General features: G+C 68.5%; 10 protein-coding genes. 2 read left to right on the forward strand and 8 right to left on the reverse strand.

The window, feature by feature from the left end; all coding sequences use genetic code 11:
* Positions 1-317: 317 nt before the first annotated feature.
* Positions 318-2,114 carry an alpha-amylase family glycosyl hydrolase gene (locus OV090_RS42725; protein ID WP_267710653.1) on the forward strand — a complete coding sequence of 599 codons (1,797 nt, stop codon included), beginning with the start codon at positions 318-320 and terminating at the stop codon, positions 2,112-2,114.
* Between the two features lie 154 nt (positions 2,115-2,268).
* On the opposite strand, the gene OV090_RS42730 is transcribed toward OV090_RS42725, so the two are convergent.
* The 8 genes from OV090_RS42730 to OV090_RS42765 all read right to left on the reverse strand — a co-directional run bounded on the left by OV090_RS42730 (position 2,269) and on the right by OV090_RS42765 (position 21,616).
* The gene (locus tag OV090_RS42730; RefSeq protein WP_267710654.1) at positions 2,269-3,213 is read right to left on the reverse strand and encodes an SDR family oxidoreductase; all 945 of its coding nucleotides are present in this window, start codon (positions 3,211-3,213) and stop codon (positions 2,269-2,271) included.
* Between the two features lie 572 nt (positions 3,214-3,785).
* Positions 3,786-5,642 (reverse strand): hypothetical protein, encoded by a 1,857-nt coding sequence (locus OV090_RS42735; RefSeq protein WP_267710655.1) that lies wholly within the window; start codon positions 5,640-5,642, stop codon positions 3,786-3,788.
* A 4-nt stretch (positions 5,643-5,646) separates the two neighbouring features.
* Positions 5,647-11,067 (reverse strand): hypothetical protein, encoded by a 5,421-nt coding sequence (locus tag OV090_RS42740; protein ID WP_267710656.1) that lies wholly within the window; start codon positions 11,065-11,067, stop codon positions 5,647-5,649.
* 29 nt (positions 11,068-11,096) lie between these two features.
* The gene (locus OV090_RS42745) at positions 11,097-13,991 is read right to left on the reverse strand and encodes a hypothetical protein (protein ID WP_267710657.1); all 2,895 of its coding nucleotides are present in this window, start codon (positions 13,989-13,991) and stop codon (positions 11,097-11,099) included.
* Positions 13,988-17,377, reverse strand: a complete 3,390-nt coding sequence (locus OV090_RS42750) for a DUF6603 domain-containing protein (protein ID WP_267710658.1) — start codon at positions 17,375-17,377, stop codon at positions 13,988-13,990. Before OV090_RS42750 ends, OV090_RS42745 begins: the two co-directional genes overlap by 4 nt.
* Positions 17,374-18,957 (reverse strand): hypothetical protein, encoded by a 1,584-nt coding sequence (locus OV090_RS42755; RefSeq protein WP_267710659.1) that lies wholly within the window; start codon positions 18,955-18,957, stop codon positions 17,374-17,376. The genes OV090_RS42750 and OV090_RS42755 overlap by 4 nt, the downstream gene beginning before the upstream one ends.
* On the reverse strand, positions 18,954-20,093 hold the full coding sequence (locus OV090_RS42760; RefSeq protein ID WP_267710660.1) for a hypothetical protein: 1,140 nt from the start codon (positions 20,091-20,093) through the stop codon (positions 18,954-18,956). The genes OV090_RS42755 and OV090_RS42760 overlap by 4 nt, the downstream gene beginning before the upstream one ends.
* 1,334 nt (positions 20,094-21,427) lie before the next feature.
* Complete coding sequence (locus tag OV090_RS42765) at positions 21,428-21,616, reverse strand: transposase (RefSeq protein WP_267710661.1); 189 nt, start codon at positions 21,614-21,616, stop codon at positions 21,428-21,430.
* Positions 21,617-22,808: 1,192 nt separating this feature from the next.
* On the opposite strand from OV090_RS42765, the gene OV090_RS42770 reads away from it, so the two are divergent.
* Positions 22,809-24,380, forward strand: coding sequence for an FG-GAP repeat protein (locus OV090_RS42770; RefSeq protein ID WP_267710662.1), 1,572 nt, complete (start codon positions 22,809-22,811; stop codon positions 24,378-24,380).
* The last annotated feature ends 364 nt before the right edge of the window (positions 24,381-24,744 follow it).

Raw genomic sequence — 24,744 nt, forward strand, 5'->3', positions numbered from 1 at the left:
GCCGACCCCGACCCGCCCCGGCGGCCACCTGCGCCAGCCTTGTGGCTCGAGGCGCCGCGAGGTCGCGCCCCGGCGCTCGTCGAGCGTCCCTGAGCTGCAGGCGGCGCTGACCCCCGCGCCGCCGCCCGGCCGCACATTCATGCGGCTTTGCGACGAGCTGAGCGCCGCAGCGCGGGCGGTGATCGCCGGCGGCGATTGGCGGGCCCTGTAGAGCTCGCTCGCAGGGGCGCCATGGAGGCTTGTGCGCCTGCAACGAACGGGGCGCTGCGGGGGGAGCGTTCGGCTATCCTCTGCGGCCCTCACGACTGGACACTCTCATGCGACATCGATATCACGCGCTCTCGAGCACGCCACTCTTGTTCGCAGCCCTGGTGGGCTGCCCCGCGCCCGAAGCCGGCGAGACGGGGACGGAGACCGCGACGCAGGCGACCACGGACGAGACGACGGGGGCGGCGAGCTTTCCCACGACGACCACCACCGAACCGCCGCCGACGACGAGCGAAGGCACGACGGACGGCACGGCGACCGACACCGGCGAGGACACTGACACGGGCGAGCCGTCGGAGGACGTCGATCTCGACCCGTGGCGCGACGCGATCATGTACTTCGTGTTCGTCGATCGCTTCGCCAACGGCGACCCGGGCAACGACGCGCCGATCGGCGCCCCGGTCGACCCGGAGGCCGACTACCTCGGCGGCGACTGGAAGGGCATCACCGACAAGATCGAGGAGGGCTACTTCACCGCCCTCGGCGTCGACGTGCTGTGGCTGAGCGTGCCGATGGACAACCCCTCGAAGGGCCACCCGGACCTCGAGATGGTCCACTACTACAGCGGCTACCACTCGTACTGGCCAGAGCACCTCGACCAGCCCGAGGAGCACTTCGGGACGATGGAGGAGTTCAAGGCGCTCGTCGACGCCGCGCACGCCAAGGGCCTGCGCGTGGTCCTCGACTACGCGATGAACCACGTCTACATCGACTCGCCGGTGTACGACGACCACCCGGAGTGGTTCTGGCCGCTCGACCAGGACTACGGCGGCGAGACCAAGGAGTGCCTGTGCGGCCACGCCTGCTCGTGGGACGAGCCGACCGAGCGCAAGCGCTGCTGGTTCACGCCGTACCTGCCCGACTTCGACTTCACCAACCCCGAGGCGCGCAAGTTCTCGATCGACAACGCGCTGTGGTGGATCACCGAGACCGGCATCGACGGCTATCGCCTCGACGCGCTCAAGCACATCGAGGACGAGTGGATCCTCGAGTTCCGCGACCGTGTCGAGCAGGAGATCGAGCCGCAGACGAAGGCCCACTTCTACACGGTGGGCGAGACGTTCACCGGCGACAAGGCGCTGCTCAAGTACTACGTCGAACCCGGCAGGATGCTCGACGGACAGTTCGACTTCCCGATGCGCATGGCGATCGCCGCGACGGTGCTCCGCCGCCAGCGCACCGAGGAGGGCGTGGTGAAGCCGACGTCGATGCAGGAGCTCGACCAGTTCCTGACCGACAACGAGGGCTTCTACGAGCCGGGCCTGATGAGCAACTTCCTCGGCAACCATGACATCCCGCGGGTGATCCATCAGGCCGAGGACACGCCGCGGTGGGATAACGAGTGGAGCGGCAGCGGCACCGAGCAGTGGGACAGCCCCCCGCCGCTGCCCGCGGGCGTGTCTGCGTTCGAGCGCCTGGCCAGCGCGTACACGGTGATGCTGACGCTCAACGGGATCCCGCTGATCTACTACGGCGACGAGATCGGGATGGCCGGCGCTGGCGACCCCGACAACCGCCGCATGATGGACTGGGACGACGCCGCCTACACCGAGGGCCAGAAGCTGCTGCTCACGCACGTCAAGAAGATGACCGCGATCCGCAAGCAGCACCCGGCGCTCAGCCGCGGCGCCCGCACGACGCTGTCGGTGACCGACGAGACCTTCGCGTACGAGAAGACCGACGAGGACTCCGGCGACCGCGTGCTCGTCGTGATCAACCGCAGCGACGAGCCGCAGACGGTCGAGGGCGTGCCCGCCGGCTCGTACACCGACCTGCTGTCCGGCGACGCCGTCGAGGGCGGCGCAATCGAGGTGTCCGCGCGCACCTCACTCGTGCTGACCCAGTGAGCCGGCTCGCTCGACCCAATAGAGCGCGGCCACCGAGGCGCTGGTGTGCAGGCGAGCACCTCGCGCCGAGGTGGCAATGATGCCCTTCGGACAGGTCGGCTCGAAGGGATCGCAGGTCGGCGGCGGTTCACGCCCGAATGTCCTTTTGCCGGCCTCAGGAGCCGGGCGGCCGATAACGGCGAGCGTCACGACGCGCCGTCTCGGCGCGAGCCTGCACCTCGACATCCGCGCTGCCGGCCACGACCTCGGCGCCGACGCGCATCTTCGCCGTATGCCCGGGTGGGCCGGGCGACGGCAGCACGCGATCGAAGCCGGCCCAGATGCGGGTCATCAGCCCCGGCGCGGCGCCCTGAGCCCGCACCGCGAGCCACGAGCCGGGGGAGATCGCGCGCTGGCGGTCGCCGTGGATCGCCGCGTCGACGACGATCCGCGCGGCGCGGTCCGTGCTGCTCGCCGACCACCTCGAGGTCAGGCCGCGCGCGAACCACTTGAACTCCTCCTCCTCGCGGCCGTTGAAGTGGGTGTACAGCGACGCGCCGTCGGCGAGCGGCGGCGGCGTGATCGTGCTGACGAGGATGCCGTCCTTGCGCAGCTCGACCGTCAGCACCTCCGACCAGCCGGTCGCGGCGTACTTGCCGACGACATAGGCCGCGTGATGGGGGATCGGGATCTTGCCGGCGACCGACGTGATGTTGACGATGCGGCCGAAACCGCGGGCGCGCATGTGGGGCAGCACCGCCATCGTCGGCCGGTAGTGCACCCAGAAGATGTTGCGGATCGCCGCCTCGAGATCGTCCGGGTGCAGCTCGGCGACGGGGCCGAAGAATATCTGCCCCGCGTTGTTGACGAGGACGTCGACCGCGCCGAATGTATCGAGCACACCCTTGATGAATGCCTCGACCTGGACCGGGTCGCTGGCGTCGCAGGCCATGCCGAACACGTCTGCGCCTCGCAGGCGGAGCTCGGCGACTGCCCGGGCGATCGCTTCGCCGTCGCGGCCGCAGATGGCCAGCTTGCAGCCGTGGCGCAGGAACTCGCACGCGATCGCGTAGCCGAAGCCACGGCCGCCGCCAGTGACGACGACGACGCGGCCCTGCAAGGCGATGCGTCGTCGTCGACGCGAAAGCATCCGCGCCCCCGCTGCGACGCCGAGCGCCCCTCCCACGATCGCCGAAATTCGCCGGAACATCCCCGGTCCGTGGCCGAGGAACACGGCCTCGCAAGCGAGGGCCCCGTCCGGGCCGCGAGGACCGGGCAAGCTCGCCCGGCGGCGAGCTGGTGAACGATCCGGGCGGAGCCGCGGCGGAGAGAGCGCGGTGCGTCCCCACGAGGAAAAGGCGCGAGAGCCGTCCGCCGGTCGGGCGTGGCGCAGCAGGCGGGAGTGCATCACCGGGTCATGCCAGCGCCGTACGCGTGCTCGTCCTCGGCGGCACCGAGGCGCTCGAGGCCTCGTTACACGTCGCGGGACCCTGCCACCGCGCGCCGTAGTCGAGACTTCGGCGCTCCACAGCCGGCCGGCTGCAAGGGCGGCATGCCCGCATGCGCGAGGGCGTGTGCATCAAGGAGCTCGCGCCGGCCTCTCTCGGCTCGATCGTGATGCGGCGACGTCGCGCGCAGGTGTTCGTCGCCGCGCTCCGCGAGGTGCCGCTCGACGACCGCCGCCGGTCGAGCTCACTCGGACTTCTCCACGTCGACGATGTCGTCGAACGACAGCCCGCTCGATCGCTCGCCGCGACCGACCTGCTTGCGGACGCCGAGCCACACGTGGGCCTCGCCGTTGGTCGCGCGGGTGCGCTGAAACGACTTCGTGACGCGGATGCCCGCGCGGGGGACCTCCTCCTCGTGGACGAAGAACTTGGCCACCGGGCCGCCGTCGAGGCCGGGGCGCAGCAGCCCGGTGCGGGGCTCGATCAGCGCCGGCTCCGGCGCCGGATCGCCCGCGATCGTCCGCGGCATGCGGCTGCGCTGCAGCTGGACCTCGCGGTTGGAGCCGGGCACATGCACGGGGACGAACGGGATCCAGTGCTCGGGCACGGAGGTCATCGCCCGGTAGCTGATCGCGGCCGCGTAGTCCTCCGACTCTGCCGGCTCCGACGCGCCGACCCGGTCGCGGTGGTACTTCGCCGTCTCCTCCGCGGCCTCGCTGCCCGACTGGCCCTGGCCGGTGACGCCGGGGATCACGGCCTCGATCGCCCACACCATGTTGGCCATCTCGTCGCGCACGAGGTGCACGTCCTCGAGCGGTCGGCCCTCCTGCGACGGGGCCGTGCATGGCGGCAGGAGCAGGCTCGTGTCGGCCTCGACCGGGTCGTCGCCCTTGACGCTCAGGGTGTACATATTCCAGCGGTGCCAGCTCTGATCGTTGCCCTTTCCCGCGGCCTTGAGCCAAAACCGCTCGCCGAACGAGTTGGTCACCGCCATTCCCTCGACCTCGGCGAGGGTGCCCGCCGGCAGGCGGAACGGCACGAGGAACCAATCGTTGGCGTACACCAGCCCGAACTCGATCAGCAGCAGCTGCGCGAGGTCCGTCGTCGACGGCTTGACGTCGCCGAAGTCGGTCTTGCGGTCCTCGAGCGCCCACCAGCGCGTGTCGGGCATCCCCTCGAACGCCACCGGGGTCGGGATGAACGAGCGCGTGACCGGACTCTCGGGGGGCAGGAGCGCGGGCAGCGGGCCGAAGCCGGGCTCGCCCGGGTCGTGGTCGAAGGCGTACCAGTCGAGGTGTCCGTGGGCGTACTCGTCGGCGGCGAGCACCTTCTCCGCGCCCTTCTTCTGCACCGAGCAGGCGAACGCGTACTCGAGGGACGCCGGCTTCCACGCCGCCTCTGCCGCGGGTACGCGGTAGATCGACGCGAACCACTTCACGAGCTCGTCGCCGAGCTCGTCGAGCGCGGCCTCGTCGACGGCCGATCCGGTGGTGATGCCGTCCGACGCCCGCGGCGCTCCCGCTTGCCCGACCAGGTAGAGATAGAGCTCCCCGCCGTCGATGCACCGCCCGGCCAGGGCGGCGTATTGCTGGACGGCGCCGCGGTGCGCGGACACGGGGGCCGACGCGGCGTCCGCGGTCGGCACCTCGAACCGGTACTTCTCGCGGAACTGGACCTCGTAGGCGCCGAGGCCGGCGGCGGACAGCATCCTGCGCCACTGCCGGCCGATCTGCGCGCGCATGTCGAGGTGCATCTTCTGCCCGCTCGCGCTCCACTGGATCGGCAGCTGCTCCACCTTCGCCTCGAGCGGGGCGGCCAGGGACAGCGCCTCGGGGGCGCCGCCCTCGGACCGGTACTTGGTGAGCGGCGTGGTGTGCATGTGGATCTTGGCGAAGACGGGCCAGCCGGCGTCCTCCCCCTGGTACTCCCCCGTCTGCCACTGCCTCGTCAGCATCCACAGGGCGTCGCGCACCTCGGCCTTGAGCGCGCGGTCGAAGTCCGCGGTCCGCGGCCTGCCCTCGAGCCGGTTCCACATGACGGCGGTCGGCCGAGTGGGTTTGATGACCGCATCCACGTCCGTGACGACATATTGTCCCTTCATCGCCTCAGCCTCCGAATTGATCGTAAATATTGTTGTTGAAGGCGATGTTGGTGGCGATGGTCACCTGATACAGCGTGGTCGCCATCATCGTCGCCGGCAAGAACTGGCCGTAGCCCAGGTTGCCCACCTTGTCGGGCTCCACGGCGCGCCGCTTCGCGGCCGCGAGCGTCTCGTGCAGCGCTCCGACCACGTGCTCCCAGTGCCAGGTCCCCGTCAACACCGGCGGGACCACCAGCAGCATGGCCTGGGGCGGTGCGGCGCGCGGCCGGTCGAAGTGGAACGTCACGCCGGTCACCTGATCCTTCGCCGGGATGACCTCGGTCCATTCGTCGATCAGGAGGCCGCACTGCGGCGCGGCCTTGTGGAACGGACCAGCGAAATGCGCGGTGTACAGCAGCCGGTCGCCGGTCGGGGCGTACCCGTGCGGGATCTCGAGCCCGAGCCAGTGATCGTCCGTCCGGTAGGGCAGCTGCAGCGCCGTGAGCTCGACGGGGTCGCCGGTGAACGCCTCGGCGAGGGTGACCGCGTTCTCCCAGTGGAGCAGCTTGTCACGCACGCGCGCGGCTCCGTACAGCCAGTCGTCCACCGGGAACCGGCGATTGCGGGTGGTGCTCAGATAGTCGAGCAGCGCCGGGGCGCCCGCGAGGGAATTCTCGAGCTCGGCGCCGCGGACCGGCGACAGGGTGAAGCGGGGCAGCAGCTTGATCTCGTCGCCGAGCACCGGGCCGGCCGCCGCGAGCATCCGCCGCACCCGCCCCTCGGCGTGGTCGATCGCCGCCGCCTCGGCGAGCCCGGCGGTGGCGCTGGCGATCCGCGTCGCAAGCTCCTCGGCGAGGCCCTCGACACGAGCGACGAGGTCCGCGCGCAGCGCGATCATGGCGGCCTTCTGATCCTCGATGTCGAGCGGGGCCGCGTCGTGCTGCGCGGCCAGCAGCGCCTGGGCCTCGACGGCCGCGACGTAGTCGACCAGCTCCGTCGGGCCTGCCGTCTGGAGGTCCTTCCAGGCGGCCAGGCGCGCGTCGAACAGCGCCTTCTTCGCCTCGACGGCGGTCTTGAAGTCGAGCGGTTGCGCCGGGAGATCCACGGTGGTGGTCGACGCGATCGTCCCCTCGGCCGCGAGGAGCACAGCGAACTGCTCCTCCTCGGTCGCCAGCGGCGAGAACGTCGCCAGCTTCGCGGCGTACTCGAAGGCCTTCTCGTCCCAGCGGGTGACGAGCTCGCCGACCTTGGCGATGACGGCCTGGAAGATCGCGCGCACGCTGCTGTGAATGTCGCCGGTGCCCGTATTGGGGACCCCGTGCAACGCGGCGCCGAGGAGCGCGTCCGTGACCGCGTGGACGTAATCGTCGAGGTCGGCCGGATCCGCGACGAGCGCCAGCAGCGTCGTCCTCCGCGCCTCCAGCACCGCGGCGGCTGCATTGATTCGCGCCGCCAGCTCGGCGAATTCGTAGGTGACCCCGGCGGCCACCGTCTCGGTGGGCAGGCCGACGTCGGTGGGCCCGAGGAAGCGGCTCTTGAGCGCGAGGCTCCGCAGGCTCGCGATCAGCGGCGCGAGCTCGAAGAACGTCGCGTTGTCGACGACGGGCTGGGCGTAGTGGATCCGGATCGGGTACGCCGGGTGCGCGCCGTGGTAGCGGAGGAACTGCTCGATCCGGTCGTCGAGCTCGGTCATCGCCTGCTCTGCGTCCGGGTCGAGGTGAAGCAGATCGATCGCCGAGAGGCCCAGGTCGTTCAGGGTGATGATCGTGTGCGTCTCGAGCAGCGACAGCCCGGTGTAGGTGACCTGGCAGGCGATGACGGCGGGATCGGGCAGCCGCGCCGCGAGCCACGCGTTCAGGGGCGCCTCTGCCGCGGCCCGGGGGGTCGGGCTGGCCGGCGGGGCGGCGGCCGGGTCGAGGTGCAGCACCACGCGGTGGGTCAGCGTGGTGCCGCTCCGCGGCGTCCTCACCACCTCCGGCTCAGGCGGATACTTGCCCTTGCTGAACGCCGCGGTGTTCGCCGCGGACCGCTCGAAGTTGCCCTGGACCACCTGGTACACGCTCTCGGCCATCAGGAGGTCCGAGACCGCGTCGTGCAGGTCGAGCAGCGCGTCGACCTCGGCGTTGATCGCCGTCTCCGCGGGCGACGAGGGGTTCGGGTACAGCTTGCCGCTGGCGCGCACGTGCTCGGCGAGGCGCAGGCCGTCGACCACGTTGCGGGCCTCGAGCGATTCGATCTCCTGCTGCCCGTCCGACTTGGTCGAGTTCAACTTGTCGGCGACCAGCGGGAACTGTTGCCGGAGCGAGCCGATGAACTGGTCGACCTCGGCGAGCCCGTGCCGGTCGTGCAGGCCGCGCTCGAACCGGTAGCCGAGCAGCGCGGCGAGGCTCTGACCGTTGCGAACGCCCTCGAGCAGCGCCAGGGCCCGGCGCACCCGCTCGGACGACAGGTTCACCGCCATCCGCTGCTGCGCCTCCGGGCTCGCGTCCGAGGCGTTCACCATGTACGCGTTCTTCAGGATCGCCGCGGTGGCCGCGTGGTTGATCGAGGGCGCGTGGATGTAACCGCCGTTGCCGCTGTCCTCCACCAGGGGCGCCTGCCCGGGCTTGGCGAAGATGGCGCTCTGGTCGGGCGTGAGCGTCGCGGGCGCGAGTTGCTGCGCCCTGGGCTTCACGCCCTCGAGCCAGCCGTACGCGCCGAGGTAGATCCCCGTCTGGCCCTGGCCGAGCATCTGCTCGCGCCGCAGGGCCGCGAGCCCCGTCTTCCACGCGTCGAGGCGGTAGCTCGCGCAGTCGACGTGCTCTGCGAGCAGCCGCTCGAGCCGCGAGGTCGGCGTGTCCTTGAGGACATCCAGCGCGCGGAGCATCGCGGCGAGGTCGGCCCCCCACGCACCTTCCGGGTACGCGCGCTCGATGAACTCGACGAGCGGCGAATCGTCGCCGGTGACCTTCTTCTCCACCCGGTAGAGCTGGATCAGCTTGTTCTGCAGCGCCTCCGTGGCCGAGACGATCGGCTGCAGGTGCAGGAACGCGGGCTCCCTGCGGGCGATCGCGGGGTCGACCAGACTGTGCTGGTGGAGCAGGCGGATGGCTGCCTCCCAGTAGCCCAGCATGAGCGCGTGGCGCAGCATCAGGTACAGCAACGCGGACGGCGCCGCGCCCTGGCCGAGGTCGTTGAGGCGGATCGCGTCGAACTTCGACTCGGCGAGCCATTCGATGTAGTTGTGCCCGTCCGGCGTGTACACGCGGATCGGCGCGGTCTCGGACAGCGGCACGTCGTCGACCACGGGCCCCTGGAGGAGCACGCTGCCCTCGAAGAAGTACTTATCGACGATCGGCGGGCGCGCGTTCGGATCGTTGAAGCCGAACGGGTTGCTCAGGAACGCCTTGTGGAGGTCGCCCGCGTCGTTCAGCGCGCTCCAGTTGCCCCCGCCGCATTGCCACTTCAGGCGCTCGAGGGCCATATCCAGGCTCTGCGCGTAGCGCTGGTGGTACTCCACCGAGCCGGGGTGCAGCCCGAGGATGTCGAGCAGGGTCTTGTGCGCATCCCCGGGGGCGCCCACGTGCGCGGCGGCCTGCGCCAGCGTGTCCCAGTGGACGTCCATCTTCGCCAGCACGCCGTGGAGCTTCACCAGGTAGCTCTGGGTCAGCGGGGCGGGCCCGTCGCCCGAGGGCTGGTACTGCGAGAAGGCCATCGCCGGCAAGATGCCGTACGGCTGCCGACCGACGCGCACCGCGGGGAGCGGCCCGCGGCCCGAGACGTGGCGGAGGAAGAACCGCCGCGTGGCGTCGATGAGGCCGTCGGAGAACACCGGCGGCATCATCTCCTCCATGAAGTAGCCGAGCGTCGCGGTCCACAGGGCGGTGTTCATCGCCCGCGCCTCGGCCTGGTCGCGGCCATTCGCGTGCGGCACGCTCTTCAGGCCGGCGGTGGCGACGCCGAGGTACCGCGCCAGCCACTCGCCGTCGCTGCGCGCGAACGGGTCGGCGGTCTCGACGAACGCCTCCTTGCCTTTCAAGACCACGTCGAACGAGGCGTCGGCGTCGTCCGCCCAGGAGTAGGCCGCGCCGTCGCCCTCGGTGTTGTTGGTCGGGCTGCCCTGGGGGACGAGGCTGAGGCCGCGCTTGCTGTGGTGGTGATGTGCGAACAGGGTCTCGAGCAGCGTCTTGCCCTGCGCGTGATCGGCCGAGAAGCGCACGCCGAGCACGACCAGCCGCTCGAAGCCGTTCACGTCCTCGCCCAGCGAGGTGTCGAGGTCGACCTTGAACCCCATGCCGACGTCGACCGCGCGCTCGAAGTCCACCGTCCAGCGCAGATCCTCGTTGAGGACGAGCTCGTCCTGCTGGGCGTGGAGCTGCTCGGCCGACGGCAGCGAGCGATCGGGGCCGACGGCGAGGCCGTCGGCGACGACGTTGCCGACCACGCGCTTGACCTCCACGTCGTTGTTGTAGGCCATGAGGACGAACCGATCCGGTAGCGCCCAGGCCTTCGGCGCCTGCGACCACGACGTCTCGCGGGCGGCCGCGGGCGGCGCGAGCAGGAGCTTGGCGCACTTGACGTGGACGCTCGCGCGCGGCAGCTCTCCCGGCGGCTCCTGGGCGAGGTTCTCCGGCGCGAAGGACTTCAGGATCGTGTCGACCACCGTCGGGTCCTGGACGGCGCCGGCCAGCGCAGCGAGGGCCTGCGCCTGCATCGCGGCGTCGCCGTCGGCCTTCCAGAACGTCTCCCAGAAGGTGCAGGCGGCGGCCTCGTGGGTCGCGGGCAGCGTCACCGCGGGGAACACCACGAGCACCACGTCCTCGGGGTTCGCCTTCACGGGCTTCGCGGCCAGGTTCGTCGGCGCGTAGGTCTTCACGATCCACTCGGCGCGCCCGGAGCCGTGCGAGGCGACCAGGGCCCGCCAGGCCCCGCGCTCCTGCGCCTCGAAGCCGCCGGCCTGCCACATCTCGCTCCAGAACGCCCGCCCGCTGGCGACCTCGGCCGCCGACAGCAGCTCCTCGAACGCGTCGATCTGGCACTCGTCGGGGTAGACGCGGACCCAGAGCTGCTTCTTGGTGACGTTATTGACGATCACCTCCTTGAAGCGCGTCTCGAGCCGCAGCGGGAACAGCAAGATCGGGTGGTCGTCGTCGAGCTGCTGGATCTCCGCCGCAGGATCCCAGTACGCGGCGAGCGTCTGCTGCAGCGAGGAGGCCACGCTCCGCAGATGCGCGAGCTGCACCCGGTTGGCGTCGATCTCGGTCTGGAGCACCGTCGCCTGCTGCTCGAGGGCGGCGTGCTGGGTCGCCCAGACCGGGTCATCGACGTCGCGGGACCGGCGAATCGCGGCGAGTCGGCGCTTGATCTCCTTGAGCTGCTCCCGCCGCGCCGCCTGCTGCGCGGCGAGCTGCGCATGCGCGGCGCGCCGGGCCGCGAGCTCGGCTCGAGTATCCTGGTAGGTAGTCATATGATTTCACTCGGGCTTGTTGTCGGTTGTCAGGGGAGCATGCGAGACGCATGCACTGCGACGAGCACGGGGACCTGATAGAGAATGTAGGCAAGCTCGGCGGAGTTCGTATTGGCGTCCCAGGACGCCTGGGCGTCCTCACCGCCGGGGTTGCCGAGCGCGATCGAGGTCTGGCTGAGATCGATCGAGGCTCCGGACGGCGTGCCCAGGTGGGCCCAGGCGAGGTCGTTCCAGGTCTGGGGCGGAGGCGGCGAGCCCTCCGCTTCGTCGAGGCCGAAGCGCGGCTCGCCCGGGCGCTCCTGGATGACGAAGAACCAGCCGGCGTCCCCCTGGAGCGGATCGGGGTCGCCCGCCGCGTCTGCGGCGGTGAGGTCGAACCCGAGGAAATAGATGTCCGGATCGACCTTGGCCTCGAACAGCGGGACCCGGACGGCGCCGGGCGCCGGGTCGAGCCGGCGCTCGTACGCGCCGCCCGGTTTTTGGTGCCACACCGCCTTCTGCGCGTAGAGGACCGCGGTCGGGTAGCGCTTGAGCAGCTCGCCGCGGACGACGAGCACGATCTGGGCCGCGTCGCCGCCGGCCCCGCGGTGGTTGTGCTCGCCGAGCTCCGAGAGCTTCGACCACTGGTGGATCTTCGGGATGTCGCGGAGCGCCTCCCGCTCGGCCTCCTCGGCCGCGTCGGGCAAGACGCTGCCCGCGTCCCAGAACTGCCGGAAGTAGCTGCCGCGCTGGTCGCACGGGTACTCGCGCCACAGCAGCTCGCGGCCCATCTCGTGGTTGAGGCCGACCATGTAGGCCTCGACGAACTTCTGGTTGGTCTCCAGCAGCGTGAGGCTGTTCTGCGGGATCAGGTGGATCTGCGGCAGGAACAGCTCGGTGGACAGCTCGCTCAGCGGCTCGTACATCGGCAGGTCGAAGACCGGGTAGGCCATCACCGGCGCGAATGTCTCGACCATGTCGGCCTGCACCCACGCCGGGAGCTGCACGGTCTGCTGCGTCCGCTTGGGGATGGAGGTCGCGGGATCGAGGGCCTCCAGCGTGGACGCTACGACGCCGCCGAGGTCGAGCGGTGATTTCTCCGGGACCTTGAACTCGACCGACGTATACGTATAGACGTCGATCAGGGCCTGGCCGAATGCCTTGCGCGCGTCGGGCCCGCCCGGGTACTCCAGCGACGGCTCGATCTCCTCGATATCTTTCGGCGTCTGTCGTTCGTCGAGGGTCTCGATCTGGGGCTTCGGCACATTCGCCGCATCGAGGTGGCCGGCGACGTCCGCGAGCGTGCCGGCGCCGTCCGGCCGGGGTTTCGCCGGCGCCGCCGGCATCGTCCCGGCGTTGATCGCCTCGACGATCGCGGACGCAGCGCTGCTGAGGCCGAGCCGCTTCATGATCGTCGCGCCGGGGCGGGTCAGCCGGCGGAATTGCGCGGAGGTGACCGCCGACGGCACGACGCTGTCCGCGACGCGCTTGTGCACGGTCAGCCCGGCGGAGAGGACGCGCCGATGGACCGGCGCGGTCAGCAGGAACGCGTCGGTCGTGGCGAGCGAGGCGATGTGCTTGTCGTAGAGGCACGTCGATACGCTCTTGGCGACCTGCGCCAGCCGGAGCTGGTTGTTGGCGGCGATGACCTCGCCGACCTGCTCCCAGGCGGCGGTCATGTAGTCTTCCTGGCCCTTCTGGATGACCCTGGTCCCGAGCCCGGCCGCGACGCGAAAGCGCGGATCGAGGTTGAGCTCGTGCAGCCAGTTCCTCGAGGTCGGGTCGGAAGTATTGTCCGGCTCGACGCGGCGGGCGAGCGCGTGCCAGCGGCCGTACAGCGGCGAGGTGACGACCGGATCGCCGGCCGGCGCCTGTTGCTGGTACTCGTCGGCGAGGTTCAGCCGGGCTGCCAACGCCTCCTGGAACGGGTGCGGATACGGATGCGGCGTCTCGTCCCACTGGTCGTACGCGAGCACCTCGTTTTGGTCGGCGCCCGTGAGGCTGTCCAGGGGCACGCGCAGGGCGCCGCCGAGCTTGAGCACGCCCGCGAGCGCGTCCGGGAGGTCGATCGCGGGCAGGCCCGAGCCCGGATGATTCACGTCCATGTCGCGCACGCCGACGCGCTTGTCGACCGGCTGGGGCTGCAGCAGCTTGACCAGTTGCTCGAAGTCGCCGAGCGCCCCGGTGCGGAAGCGGAAGCGATGATAATAGGGGTAGTGATTCGGGATCTGGGATCGGCCCGGCGCCCACGCCGACACGGTCGCCGCGCCTTCGACCACCAGCCCCAGCCCGGCGAGCCTCCCGATCTCGAACGCCGGGATCAGGAACGCGTGGTAGGTCGTGTCCGGCTCGAGGCGACGCGGGCACAAGATCCGCGAGTAGGCGCGATCGGGGTTGGCCTCGAGCGCCGCTTCGAGGCTGGCCTCGGGGACATCTTCGTTGACATGCACGTGGGCCCACGCCCACAGCTGCGCGGCGGGCGGGAACACCTTGCTCAGGTCGGCGGCGGCGGTGAGCTCGATGAAGGGCAACGGCCGCCCCTGCATGTTCTTGCCGTCCTTGAACTCGTCCTCCGTCAGGGCCACGAGCGCGAGCCACGGCGAGAGCCGCTCCGGCGAGGCAGGCGCGGCCGGCGTGTAGCGCCACGGAAAGTCCTCGTCGTAGAACTCCACGTACGGCAGGTAATTGGGCTCGAAGCCGACCGTCCAGTGACGCGGCTCGACCTTGACGATCGCCTTCTTGTCGATGCCGACGATGTCACCCGGGCCGTAGAGGCCCACTTCCCTGGGGATCGTCTGTTGGACGGCGCCTCCCGGGCCGGTGCCGGTCGCCGTCAGTTCGACCTCGATCGTCGCGCGGGTGGCCCCGGAGACGGTCGTGATGCTGTTGGCGATCCCGGTCCGCAGCCAGGAAAGGAATGAATAGGTGGGGTCTTCCGCGCTCACGACGCTTTTACCTCGTAGTTGGGGATCACGTGCAACGAGCCCTTCAGCGCCGGGTCACCGGCGAGCGCCTGCTTCATGTGATCGTTGGCCATGGCGTGGCTGGTGAAGGAGGCCGCGCCGCCGTGCGGCGTGTTGTCCTGCGTGGACGCGACGGTGTACCCCTCCGCGGCCACCGCGACCTTCTCGGCGTGGGGCTGCATCTGGCTCTTCTTCCGGTGCGACAGCTGCGAGCGAGCGACCGACGCGCCGCCGAGGAGCGTATGGAACAGGGCCCCGGGGATCAGTTGCAAGGCGTTGTTCGGCGGCTTGGCCGGCGCCTTGTCGATGATCGTCGTCTCGTAGGCGATCGTGCGAACCGTCTTCTTGCCGGACTTGAGCGCGCCGTCGCCGATCTCGATGACCACGCCGCCGTTCATCGGTTCGTACGACGGGCGCGACAGCTTCTCGGCGTCGGTCATGGTCTGGAACTGACCGGGCGCGAATTGCTCGGTCACCGGCGACAGGCCGTGAACGGTCGAACCGGTGGTCGCCGCGGTGATCTCGACGCGGTGGACGTCCTCCGGCTGGCGGTTCCCCACCCTGTCCAGAGTGAAGCCGAGCGGGACGGCGCGCTGGCTCATCACGAGCTTGCCCGCGGGGTGCAAGACCAGGGGGCCGGGCTCGAGCTTGCGCAGCGACACCAGCAGATTCTTCGATTTGGGCGCGAGCGCCCTCCAGTTGGCGTCCTTGCCGACCTCGCCCGCGAACAGCTGCATGACGTCGATGCCGGGCAGCGCGGTGTTCTTCTTCTCGCCCCAGGTCTCGTCGAAGTCGACCTCGATGTCCCAGAACAGGATCGAGACGCTGCCCCTGCCCTTGATCCGCCACGGCGACGGCCCCTCGAGCGAGGCCTTGAGGTGGATCGTCAAGACGTCGAAGCCGAACACCTCGAGGCAGAACCCGCCCGAGACCCCCGCGACGAAGTAGAACGGCGAGAACTGCAGCAGGACGTCGTAGCCGAGGTGGCCGGAGACGTTGAAGTCGTCGAAGCCGAAGAAGGCCTCGGAGCGCGAGCCGAACTGCACCGTGTTGGAGGTGATCGCGAAGTAGGACTCCATCCGGATCCGGGCCCAGGAGGTGTCCAGGATCGAATAGGTGATCCGTCGCAGCGACGGCAGCGCCAGCGGCGGCGGCTCGTAGGTCGGATGGAACCCGCCCACCGACAGGAGGAACTGCGGGTTGTCCCCCCACGTCAGGCGCACGGCCATGTCGCCCTCGAGCGTGATGAACAGGATCCTCGACTCGTAAAGGCTCGCGTCGAAGGCGAACATCTTCTTGTCGAAGTCGAGCGTGCCGATGAAGGCGACCTTGATGACGATCAGCGCCGCGGCCTCGTCCGGCAGGTTGAGCGCGAGGATGCCGGCGATGGCGACGTTGCCCGGGATCTCGATGAAGAGCCCGAGCGTGAGCGTGATCAGCGTGGGCGTGCCCCAGCCGATCTTCGCCATCGGCCCGACGACGAACTTGCCGTCGTGCGCGGGGAAGAAGGACTTGAGGTCGCTGATGATCTTCGGCGCGTTCTTGACGACGTCCTTGGGGAACAGCACGCTGTTGATCGCGCCGGTGCGGATCCCGCCGCGCAACGCGTCGAGCATCATTCGGCGGTTGTAGCCGAACAGACCGCCCACGCCGTTCAAGGTGAAGCCGAAGCCGAGCTGGATCGGGGTGAACTCGGCGCTGATCAGGATCAGCAGCGAGAACCCCTTCGAGCCGTCCGGCATCTTGGTGGTGATGAGCCCGACCGCCTTCACGGTCACGAGCTCGAGCACCGCGATCTCGAGGGCTCCGGCGTACTCCTCGCGGTCGAAGTCGAAGAACAGGTAGCCGCCGCCCTTGGCGACGCCGGCGTCGAGGCTGAGGCCGACGCCCTTCGGCGGCTTGAAGCCGAGTGAGAGGTCCAGCGGCCCGGCGTTGCCGCTGCGGTCGTCCTTGAGCGACAGATCGATCTTCAGCCCGATGTCCTCGACGACCGCCTCGAGCGGCCCGAGCGCGGCCTTGATGTCGGCGCCGATGCTCGTCGGGAATTGGTTGCCCTTGACGCCGACCGAGAAGGTGAGAGCATCCAGCTCGACCGGCCCGAGCGCGAGGTGCAGCGGGAGCTTGATCTCGAGCGCGCTGCTACCAGTGAAGGTGATGCCGTGCTTGGACGAGGCGGTGAAGCCGAGGTCGAACTGCGACTCGACGTGGACGCCGGACAAGATCTTGCCCAAAAACCCGTCGGCCTGGTCGAGCGCGATCACCAGCTCGCCGCCGGCGAGGCCGCCGCCGACGTGGAGCTCGCCGCTCGCCTCGCTGGTCCCGGCGTCCCACTCGAACTCGGCGCCGGCGGTGAACTCGAATCGACGCAGGGTGAGGCGGCTCCCGCCCGGCTGGCCGAGCAGGACGTACGGCTCGGCGGCCTGGGTCCGATCGGCGGCGATCTTCAGCTCGATCGCACCATCGTAAGTCCCGGGCGCCGGCGGCACGATGCGGACGCCGTCGTCAGGGGTGAGCACGAGCTCGGTCAGGTTCGGCAGAGACAGGTCGACGGCGAGCCGGGCGCTCCAGTCCTCGCTGCTCCACACGTGCTCCGCGGCGGCCTGGTCGGCCTTCAGACGAATCGCAAGCCCTTCCTTGGCGCCGGCGGCGACCGGCTCGAGCTCGAAGTCGACGACGTCGAGCTTGGGGACCGGACCGCTGGTGTCGAGCAGCACCGGGGCGCCGCGCGAGGCGAGGAGGCGCTCGAGGTGCTCGAGCAGCTTGGAGTGATTGAAGGTCGGATTGCCCCAGCCGTACAGGGTCTTCAAAACATTCGCCGGCGACTTGAGCCATTGACCCAAGCGTTCGAGCTTGAAGGTCGACGTCTCGTACGGGACGTCGAGGGGGTCCGGCGATCCTCCGTTGTGCTGTTGCCGCTCGAGGATGCCGAGCAGCTCCAGGGTCTCGTTGACCCCGCGGAACTGGTGGAGGTACTCGACGATCGCATAGTTGAACATGCGCTCGGGGAGCTTGGCGAGGGTGGGCGGGTCGACGTCGAGCCCTTGCAGCGAGTCGAGGGCTTCGAGGGCCGCGATCACGTCCGCGAGCTTGGCGATCAGCCCAAGGCCGGCGGACATGGTCTTGCCCACGTCCTCGTCCTCGATGGCGTCGCTGAGCTCCGCCGCGCGCTGGACGGCGTCGCGTAGGCCGCCGATCAGCGACTTGAGCGGACCCTGCAGCAGGGCGCTCTCCTGCGCACCGGTGATCGGGATCTCGAGCGCGGCGAACAGCGTGCGCGCGTGCCCGGGCGCCAGTTGGCGCGTGAGCCTGTCGAGCGCCTCAGTGATCGCCACGAGCACGAGCTCGAGGGTGCCGTCTGCGTTGCTCACGCTTGCTCCTCTTTCTTGAGCCCATCGGCGAGCTCATGCAGGCTGTCGAAGCGGCGGGCATACTCCAGCGCCGTGTCGAGATAATTTGTCGCGACCTCTGCGAGCGCGGCGCTGCCGTGTTCGGCGAGCACCCGGGCCATCGTGCGGATCAGCGCCTCGCGGGCCACGCCGTCGATCTCCGGCGGAATCGGGTGGTCCGGGTCGCGCACGTTCTTCACCAAGTGGTTGACGAACCCGGGGCCCTTGTGGCGGTGCCAGGCCACGGTAGCCCGTCGATTGGTATTGACGAGGTGGAGGATCTCGCTTCGGTGCGTCAGCAGGATGTCGGCGATGAGGCGCCCGCCGGTGGATCCGAGGAACGCGGCCCGCAGGCGCGCGGCGTGACCGGCGCCCGGGTCGTCGACCACGAACGGCGTGTCTTCCAGTGTATCGCTGCCGGGGACCAAGTTTGCGTTGGACACGGGCGTGGCCTTCAGCCAGGCGAGGACGGGGTGGATGTGGGACGCGTAGGCCCGGGTTCGGGTGTCCCCATCGATCGAGAACACCATGCCCACGATCTGGTGCTGGGCGTTCAACACGGCGGCGCCGGAGTCGCCCTCGTCGGCGAAGTTCAAGAGCTTGTTGTTGGCGTCCTTGCTGATCGATTCAATGACGATCACGTTGTCATACAGATAGGGCGCCATCACATCGATCACCCTGCCCTCGGTGAGGCCGGTCTTGTTTCCAGACTTGAGCACGATGTATGGCTTGGGTTTGGGATTGCCCTCCACCCACTCGATCAGATCGATGTGCTTCACGCGGGAATGGTTCGTGATGCCACCAGAGAGGTGCTGTACCGCGTTCTTGAACCTGGTCTTTTCACCGCCGCAAAGGGACTTGCAGCACGTGGTCTCCTTCTCGACATTCAGCTTGGCGGCCGCACAATCGATGAAATAGGGGTATTTGTCACTGCTGGCGCCGGGGTCGTCGTCGTAGCGGAAGAATCGAGAGCTTCTGTAGCTCTTGTCGAGGATCTCGGCGATCGATTTCGCAAAGTGCCACGCCTCATCGCCCGGTTTGTACACTTTCTTGTCGGGCCCGTTGGGGACGGAGGGATTCTCGATCAATACGTGTTTGCAGGTCACCGCGAGGACGTTCTTGAGCTTTTCCTGACCCGTGAGCAAGTCCAGGGTGGCGAAGAAGCCCAGGGTCCCGGGGCCGATCCCATGGTCCGTGGAACTGTGTCCGCTGTGGATTTCGACCCCGCTGACGAGCACGTCATGCTGCGAACCCGGAACCTCCTTGACGTTGGGAGGGACCAGGTGCTTCGCCCTGACGTTGATCGTGCAGATGGGGGGGTACGGAAGCTCGAGAGATACATCGGAAGGCACCTTGATCGTGCCGCCAATGTTCGTGCCGTTGGAATCGAAATAGACCCGGAACGCAACCTGAGGCGGATCGTCCACCTGCCCGTCGGTCTCTCGGAGGCCGAATCCGACGCCGAGGATGTACGGATGTAGGGGGTCCGAATTGTGTATCTCCTTCAGTTTATTGCTCAGCTCGTGTTGCTTGGTGACCAGTTGAACTTGAGTCAGCGTCATGAGGCCCCTCTGGGTTTGTCTTTTGCGGAGAGGTGCGGCCCGGAGCGAGGAGCCGCAGCGCGGCGCCAGGACGGCTCGCGCTTCAGCAGCGTCACGTCGAGCCGGTCGAGCAACGGATGAATGTGGCAGGCGTAGGCCTCGGAGGCGGGTCCCTGGCCCATCCCCCACAGCAGGCCGACGGCAGCGCCGCGCTCGTTCACGATCAACGCGCCCGAGTCACCGGCCGCGACGAAGTTGCCGGTGCGGCGGGCGGCGGGCCTGTCGTCGCGGATGATCAGGTTGCGGAGCCGCTGCTCGCCTCGCGCCGTGGCGATCGGCGCGGCCACGTCGACGACCCTGCCGACGGTGATCCCGCTGGCCTGGCCGAATTTGTAGACCCGGGGCGACCGCCCGTCGATCACGTCCAGCGGGTGGACGCGCGCGATTCCCTTCACCGTGGTGACTCCATGGGCGCCGGGCGGCGGCAGCTCCGGGGTCGCGTGGACGCCGTGCTCCGTCAATAATCGCGCGGTCGCGCAATCGATGAAGTACGCCTGCGCCGCTTCGCCGGGGTATCCGTACGTGTAATTGTCCGCACAGCCCTCGTCGGCGATCGCCGCGACCGGATCGAGGCTGTCCGCGTGGAATACGCATAGTCCGCCTCGGCGGGTGTATTGGGGCTGGTAGACGAAGTCGCCGCGCCGCGCCCCGTGCGCGAGCAACACGTGCCGGTTGGATACGAGCACTGGAGTCGTGCGCCCGTCCGGTCCGCGCGCGCTGGCGAAGCAGCCGAGCGTGCCGAGGCCGGCGCCCTCGGGCCCGCTGGACGGTCGGTCGACCCATTCCTTTAAATTGGTGATGGCGAGGCCGGACGTGAGCGCGTGGCGAGGCGCCGATTCGAGGTCGACGGTGGGTACGCCGATGCGCGCCTGCAGCACGTCGGTGGCGAGGCCCGCCAGCCGCTCGGGGATGATCTCGACGCGCCGGAGCTCGCAGCGGGGGACTTTCCTGCGCACGTAAACTCGCAGCGCGGCGGATTCGGTCACCTCGCCGCCCGTCTCCTTCCACCCGAATCCCACGCCCGTCACGCCCGGGAGACGCAGGAGGGCTCGCTCCGCATGAAGCACCAGCTCGTGGATTTCGCCGGCGGTTTTCATGGGCGTCTCTCCACGTTCCACAGGTGCGAGCGCCGCTCGTGGGCGGCCCTCGTAAAGGTGTCGCCCCCGCGTGCATCCATCACCGGACCAGTCTCCGACCCTGCTGTCGAGGCGGCGCTCCACGCCGGCCGGGGCGCTCTTTTTAAGAGTGTCCCAGGGCCGCGGTACACGACGATGCCATCGCCGGACGGCTCCTCGAATTTCGCCGTCGTGGCGGTGCCGGGGGCTCCGTCGGGAGACGCTTCGACCGTGTCGCGGCGCGGGCACGCGACGAGCCCGAGTGAATCCGCCGGCACAAGAGCATGCGAGCTCCGGCGTTCTACTGGTGCGGTATGGATCATCGGCTGCGACATGGTCCGTTCTCGCCCTCGCGCTCGTAAGCACGCGAGGCTCTCATCACCGCGACCTTGCAGGTCGTCTCAATGTACCAGTGGCCACCGCGACCGCAACGATCGCGGCACTCGAGCAAGAAACCGAAATTCTTTCTGGCCGGCCGCGTCCGGCCCGCTCGTGGTCCGCCCGTGCTCGGTGCTCTAGCGATCGACTTCCTCGCCCGAACAAGTTCCTCGCGCGCCCGTGCGCCTCGTGCGGCCGCCGGGCTTTCATCAGATTCGGTACTAGTGTCGCCACCGAGGCGTCGTGCTCTGCTCGAGCTCGAACAGAGATCGAGCACGCTCTTGGGTGAACCGCCAGGTGATTTTGCCGTTTTGTCCGATGGACATCCGGAGGCGCTCGAGGCACCCACGGACCATGGGCTCGCTTCGATCGCTGCAAACTTTGACCAAATGCCGTGCCTCGGGCTTTTAGTGTACGGCACGCGGATTTGTGTGCGTCAACCGTACGTCTGACGCCGCATTCTTCACGTCGATGGTTCTGCGCGGATTTCCGGGTCAAGCGACATAGCCATCGTCTGACGAGTGACGGGTAATGCCAAGCGGCGCTGAGCACGTTCGATCGCCCACCCTGACCCAGGCCTCCTGCCGAAGCGCCGCGACCGTTCGATAGCGTCTCCCTTCACCGCAGGCGCTCCCGCCCTCGATCGGCACCCTACTCCAGGCCGCCGGCTGAGCCAAGAGCCCTCGGCCCGCGAAGGAGTAGCGGCAGAGGCGATCGAGCTGCTTGCGGTCGCTACCGTCAACGGTGGTGGCGGCGTGCAGGTGCATCCCGAAAGCCAACACAGTCAACGGCGGCGGAGCCCCCGAACTCGCTCGCGGGAGCTTGGTGCAGGCCGACGAGCGAACGCTGCACGCTGGCGGCCAGCGGGGGATCAACGTCGAGGTCGTCGTCAGTATCGGCGGCGAGGGCAGCATCATGGACCTGGGCGAGCACCGCTGTCATGCGCTCCGCCGTCGGCGCCGCCACGGCAGGAAGCGCACGTCGGCGCCGCATTCCTCGAGAGCGCCGTCGGTGACCAGACAGTGGAGATGGACGAACAGGCCGAGGTCACTGCGAAAGCGCTGGCCCACCGCGACCACCCCAGCATGCAGCGGCGCCACCGAGGCGAGGCCGTGCCGCTGCTTCACCGACCGTCGCATGTCCTGCATCACCGCCCGCGCGAGGCGCTCCTCAACGCATGTGCTTCTCCGGGCGCCGCGCAATCTACCTGACGCCAATGCCACGGAACCCTCGCCGAACCCTACCCGGATTCAGGCCCGCACCCGCTTGGCGGCGAACGCGGTGAAGAATAAGGTGGGCCCGTTCTCCGCGCGGCATTCATCCTTTTGTTGTCGTCCCACGCGGGACTAAATTGGGTGCCAATCGCGGACAGATCCGGTCGCCGTAAGGTGTCCACAACATCATTGCCGGAGATCGTCAAAATCTTTTCATCTCCAGGTCTTTTCGGCCGTCGGTGCTATGCGGAGCAGATCAGAGAGCACATGGAAGGAGTCTGGTAACAGTCGGGCGGTGCGGATGACGCCCGGTAGAATGACGGCAAACAGAGCCGCGTACAGCAAGGTTCGTGCGTAGCTGTACGCATCACCTTCACCGAAGAGCTCTTCCACTCACTCGAGTCAGAGACGTGTCTGAGGCAGTGCCGCGTGGACCTCGCGGATGGGGACAATCCCGACCGCATCAACCGCGGCATCGACCAGAGCGCCACGAACTCCAGATCGAAATCGCGCATCCTCCCCCCGAGAATTCCCCGATGGCCGACCTTGTTCCCTGTGGGCAGATGGAGCGGTGCATCGCATCGGGTGGGCCAGGATTCTCGCCCGCGTGTTTGGGATGGACATCACTATCTGCCGAAAGTGCGGCGGGCGGATGCGCGTGTTCGAGGTCGCCATTGGCCCCGACGCGGTCATCCGCACCCTCCATGGGGCCCCCGCTCCGCCTCGCCCGCGCCTCCTGGACAGGTTTTGTTGTTCGCCTGATCGCGTGATTCTGGGTGATGCGCGCTCGACCTCGTGCGTCCCGTAGCGTGGTTGCAGACTGGTTCGCGCCCCCGAAACACACGCATCATCAAGCCCCGTTCACACCCGCGCCGAACTGTGCAAACCCCCAGCCGCCTCAGCTCCCTCGACCTTCCCCTACCTAGCCACCCAGCCGAATCCCCGCTTCGAACTTCTTCTTATTAAGCGCGAGACCTCACGAACCATCGTTCACGAGGGGCTTGAAGCAGCTCATCGACGCACCTACAGTTCGAGCACTGGACGATCCTGGCGACGAGCTCGCAGGATTGCACCTGATATTCAGCAGCACTCAAGGAGTGAAAACATGTCTGTTATGTATCGGTCGCTCATCGCAATCGCTCTCGGCATCGCGTTCGTCCCCGCGCCAGGTCTCGCGCGCGGGCCCGACTTCGATCTCGATGGTTACGAGGATCTCGCCATCGGCGCCTGGGGCGAGTGGGTATCGTCCATCCAAGAAGCGGGGATGGTGAACGTGCTCTACGGCAGCTCGAGCGGGCTCGAGGCGCCCGTCGACCGTTTGACCTCGCTCTGGCAAGACCTGGCCGGCGCCGAGGGGGCTTCGGAGGAAACCGACGAATTCGGTCGAGCCCTGGCATGGGGCGACTTCAACGGCGACTGCTACGACGACCTCGCCGTCGGCGTCCCCAGCGAGAACGTGGAGGCCTCCACGGGAGGCCAGCGCTCGAACGCGGGCGCCGTGCAGGTGTTCTACGGCTCGAGCACTGGTCTTCGCGTCACCGATGACTTGCTCCTCACCCGCGAAAGCACCGGCATTCCCGGAGATGCATACGCGGGTGACTTTTTTGGGAACGTCCTCGGGGCGGGCGACTTCAACGGCGACGGATTCCACGATCTCGCCATCGGGGCGCGTGACGCACAGCCTCCGGCTTTGGGAGACGGGGCAATGGTGATCGTGTACGGCGGAAGCACCGGCCTGAGCGGCACGAATGGACCCGGCGCGCACAAGATCACTCCGCCCACGAATGCGGGGCAACCGGACGTGATGGCGACCGGCGACTTCAACTGCGACTCCTACGAGGATCTCGCCTTCTCCGAATACGGCTACAACGGCAATGGGCGAGTCGACGTCATTTACGGCTCGGCCACCGGGCTCTCCGCCTCGGCCGGCCCTGGCATGGAGTCGTTCGTGCCGAACCACCAGGCCGGTTACGGCACAGCGCTGGCCGCGGGCAACTTCAACGGCGACACCCTCAACGGAATTGCGTGCATCGACCTCGCTATCGGCGCCCCCTTAGGGAACCAAAACGCTGGCTTCGTCGACGTCTTGTACGGCACGTCGGCGAGCGGTCTTCAGACGGCCGCTCCGCTCTGGGACCAGATCAGCCAGGACTGGGGCAGCATGGAGGGCGTAGGGCAGGCGGACACGGACCAGTTTCAGTACTTCGGACGGGCCTTGACCGCCGGGCGCATCGACCGCGACGCCTATCACGATCTGGTGATCGGCGCTCCGGCCGAGAACGACGGTCGCGGCGTCATCCACGTCGTCCGCGGGACCTTGAGCGGCCTCGTCGACACCGACAATCAGATGTGGGATCAGGACTCCGCGTTCGTCCCGGATGCTCCCGAGGCCGGCGACTACTTCGGCGAGCTTCTGACCTGCGGCAACTTCACGGGCGAGCGCCCCGATGACATCGGGGTCTACACTCGGAACGAGTATGGGACCGGCCTTGAGGGTCATGGCTCCGTCCAGGTGCTCTACACCTCGAACTCCTCGGTGCCCACCCTCGACGCCGGCGAGCAGTGGAATCAAGGCCTCATCGACACCCAGTTGATGGAGTCGGACGACCATTTCGGCTCCGCCTTGACCCCCTCGCGCCCCATCCCGTCCAGGATTCGCTCGCAGTGTGTCATGTGATTGGAGCCGGGGCTCCGCGCCGCCGGCGCCCCGTGCCGCCCATTGCAACCGCGCGTGCCCTTCGGCTTTCGGCAGTGTCGAGGGACCGGCAAGCGGATCGCGGTTCTTGAGGTCGACGCCGGGGGCCTGATCCGACTCGTCGACATGAGCGGGTCGGGGCGCCGCGATCGGCGTGGATGGTCAGTTGGGTCCGAACGGCCTGGCCGACCTCCCCCGCGCCCACGGCGATTGAACCGAACGCGAGGGTTCGGGCGAGTGACCTGCGCCCCTCGTGTTCATTTCAGTCGGCGCCGCTCGCACGCCGAACAATGCAACTCGATCGGCTCGAGCGTGAACGCCACCGCGTTCGACCCGCACCCCGCGC

The organism is Nannocystis sp. RBIL2 (assembly GCF_026626745.1).
Lineage (GTDB): Bacteria > Myxococcota_A > Polyangia > Nannocystales > Nannocystaceae > Nannocystis.

What these genes read in the sequence shown, in the direction of transcription:
- OV090_RS42740 (WP_267710656.1), bottom strand. Translation starts at nt 11,067, where the DNA reads ATGACTACCTACCAGGATACTCGAGCCGAGCTCGCGGCCCGGCGCGCC.
- OV090_RS42755 (WP_267710659.1), bottom strand. Translation starts at nt 18,957, where the DNA reads ATGACGCTGACTCAAGTTCAACTGGTCACCAAGCAACACGAGCTGAGC.
- OV090_RS42760 (WP_267710660.1), bottom strand. Translation starts at nt 20,093, where the DNA reads ATGAAAACCGCCGGCGAAATCCACGAGCTGGTGCTTCATGCGGAGCGA.
- OV090_RS42770 (WP_267710662.1), top strand. Translation starts at nt 22,809, where the DNA reads ATGTCTGTTATGTATCGGTCGCTCATCGCAATCGCTCTCGGCATCGCG.
- OV090_RS42735 (WP_267710655.1), bottom strand. Translation starts at nt 5,642, where the DNA reads ATGAAGGGACAATATGTCGTCACGGACGTGGATGCGGTCATCAAACCC.
- OV090_RS42725 (WP_267710653.1), top strand. Translation starts at nt 318, where the DNA reads ATGCGACATCGATATCACGCGCTCTCGAGCACGCCACTCTTGTTCGCA.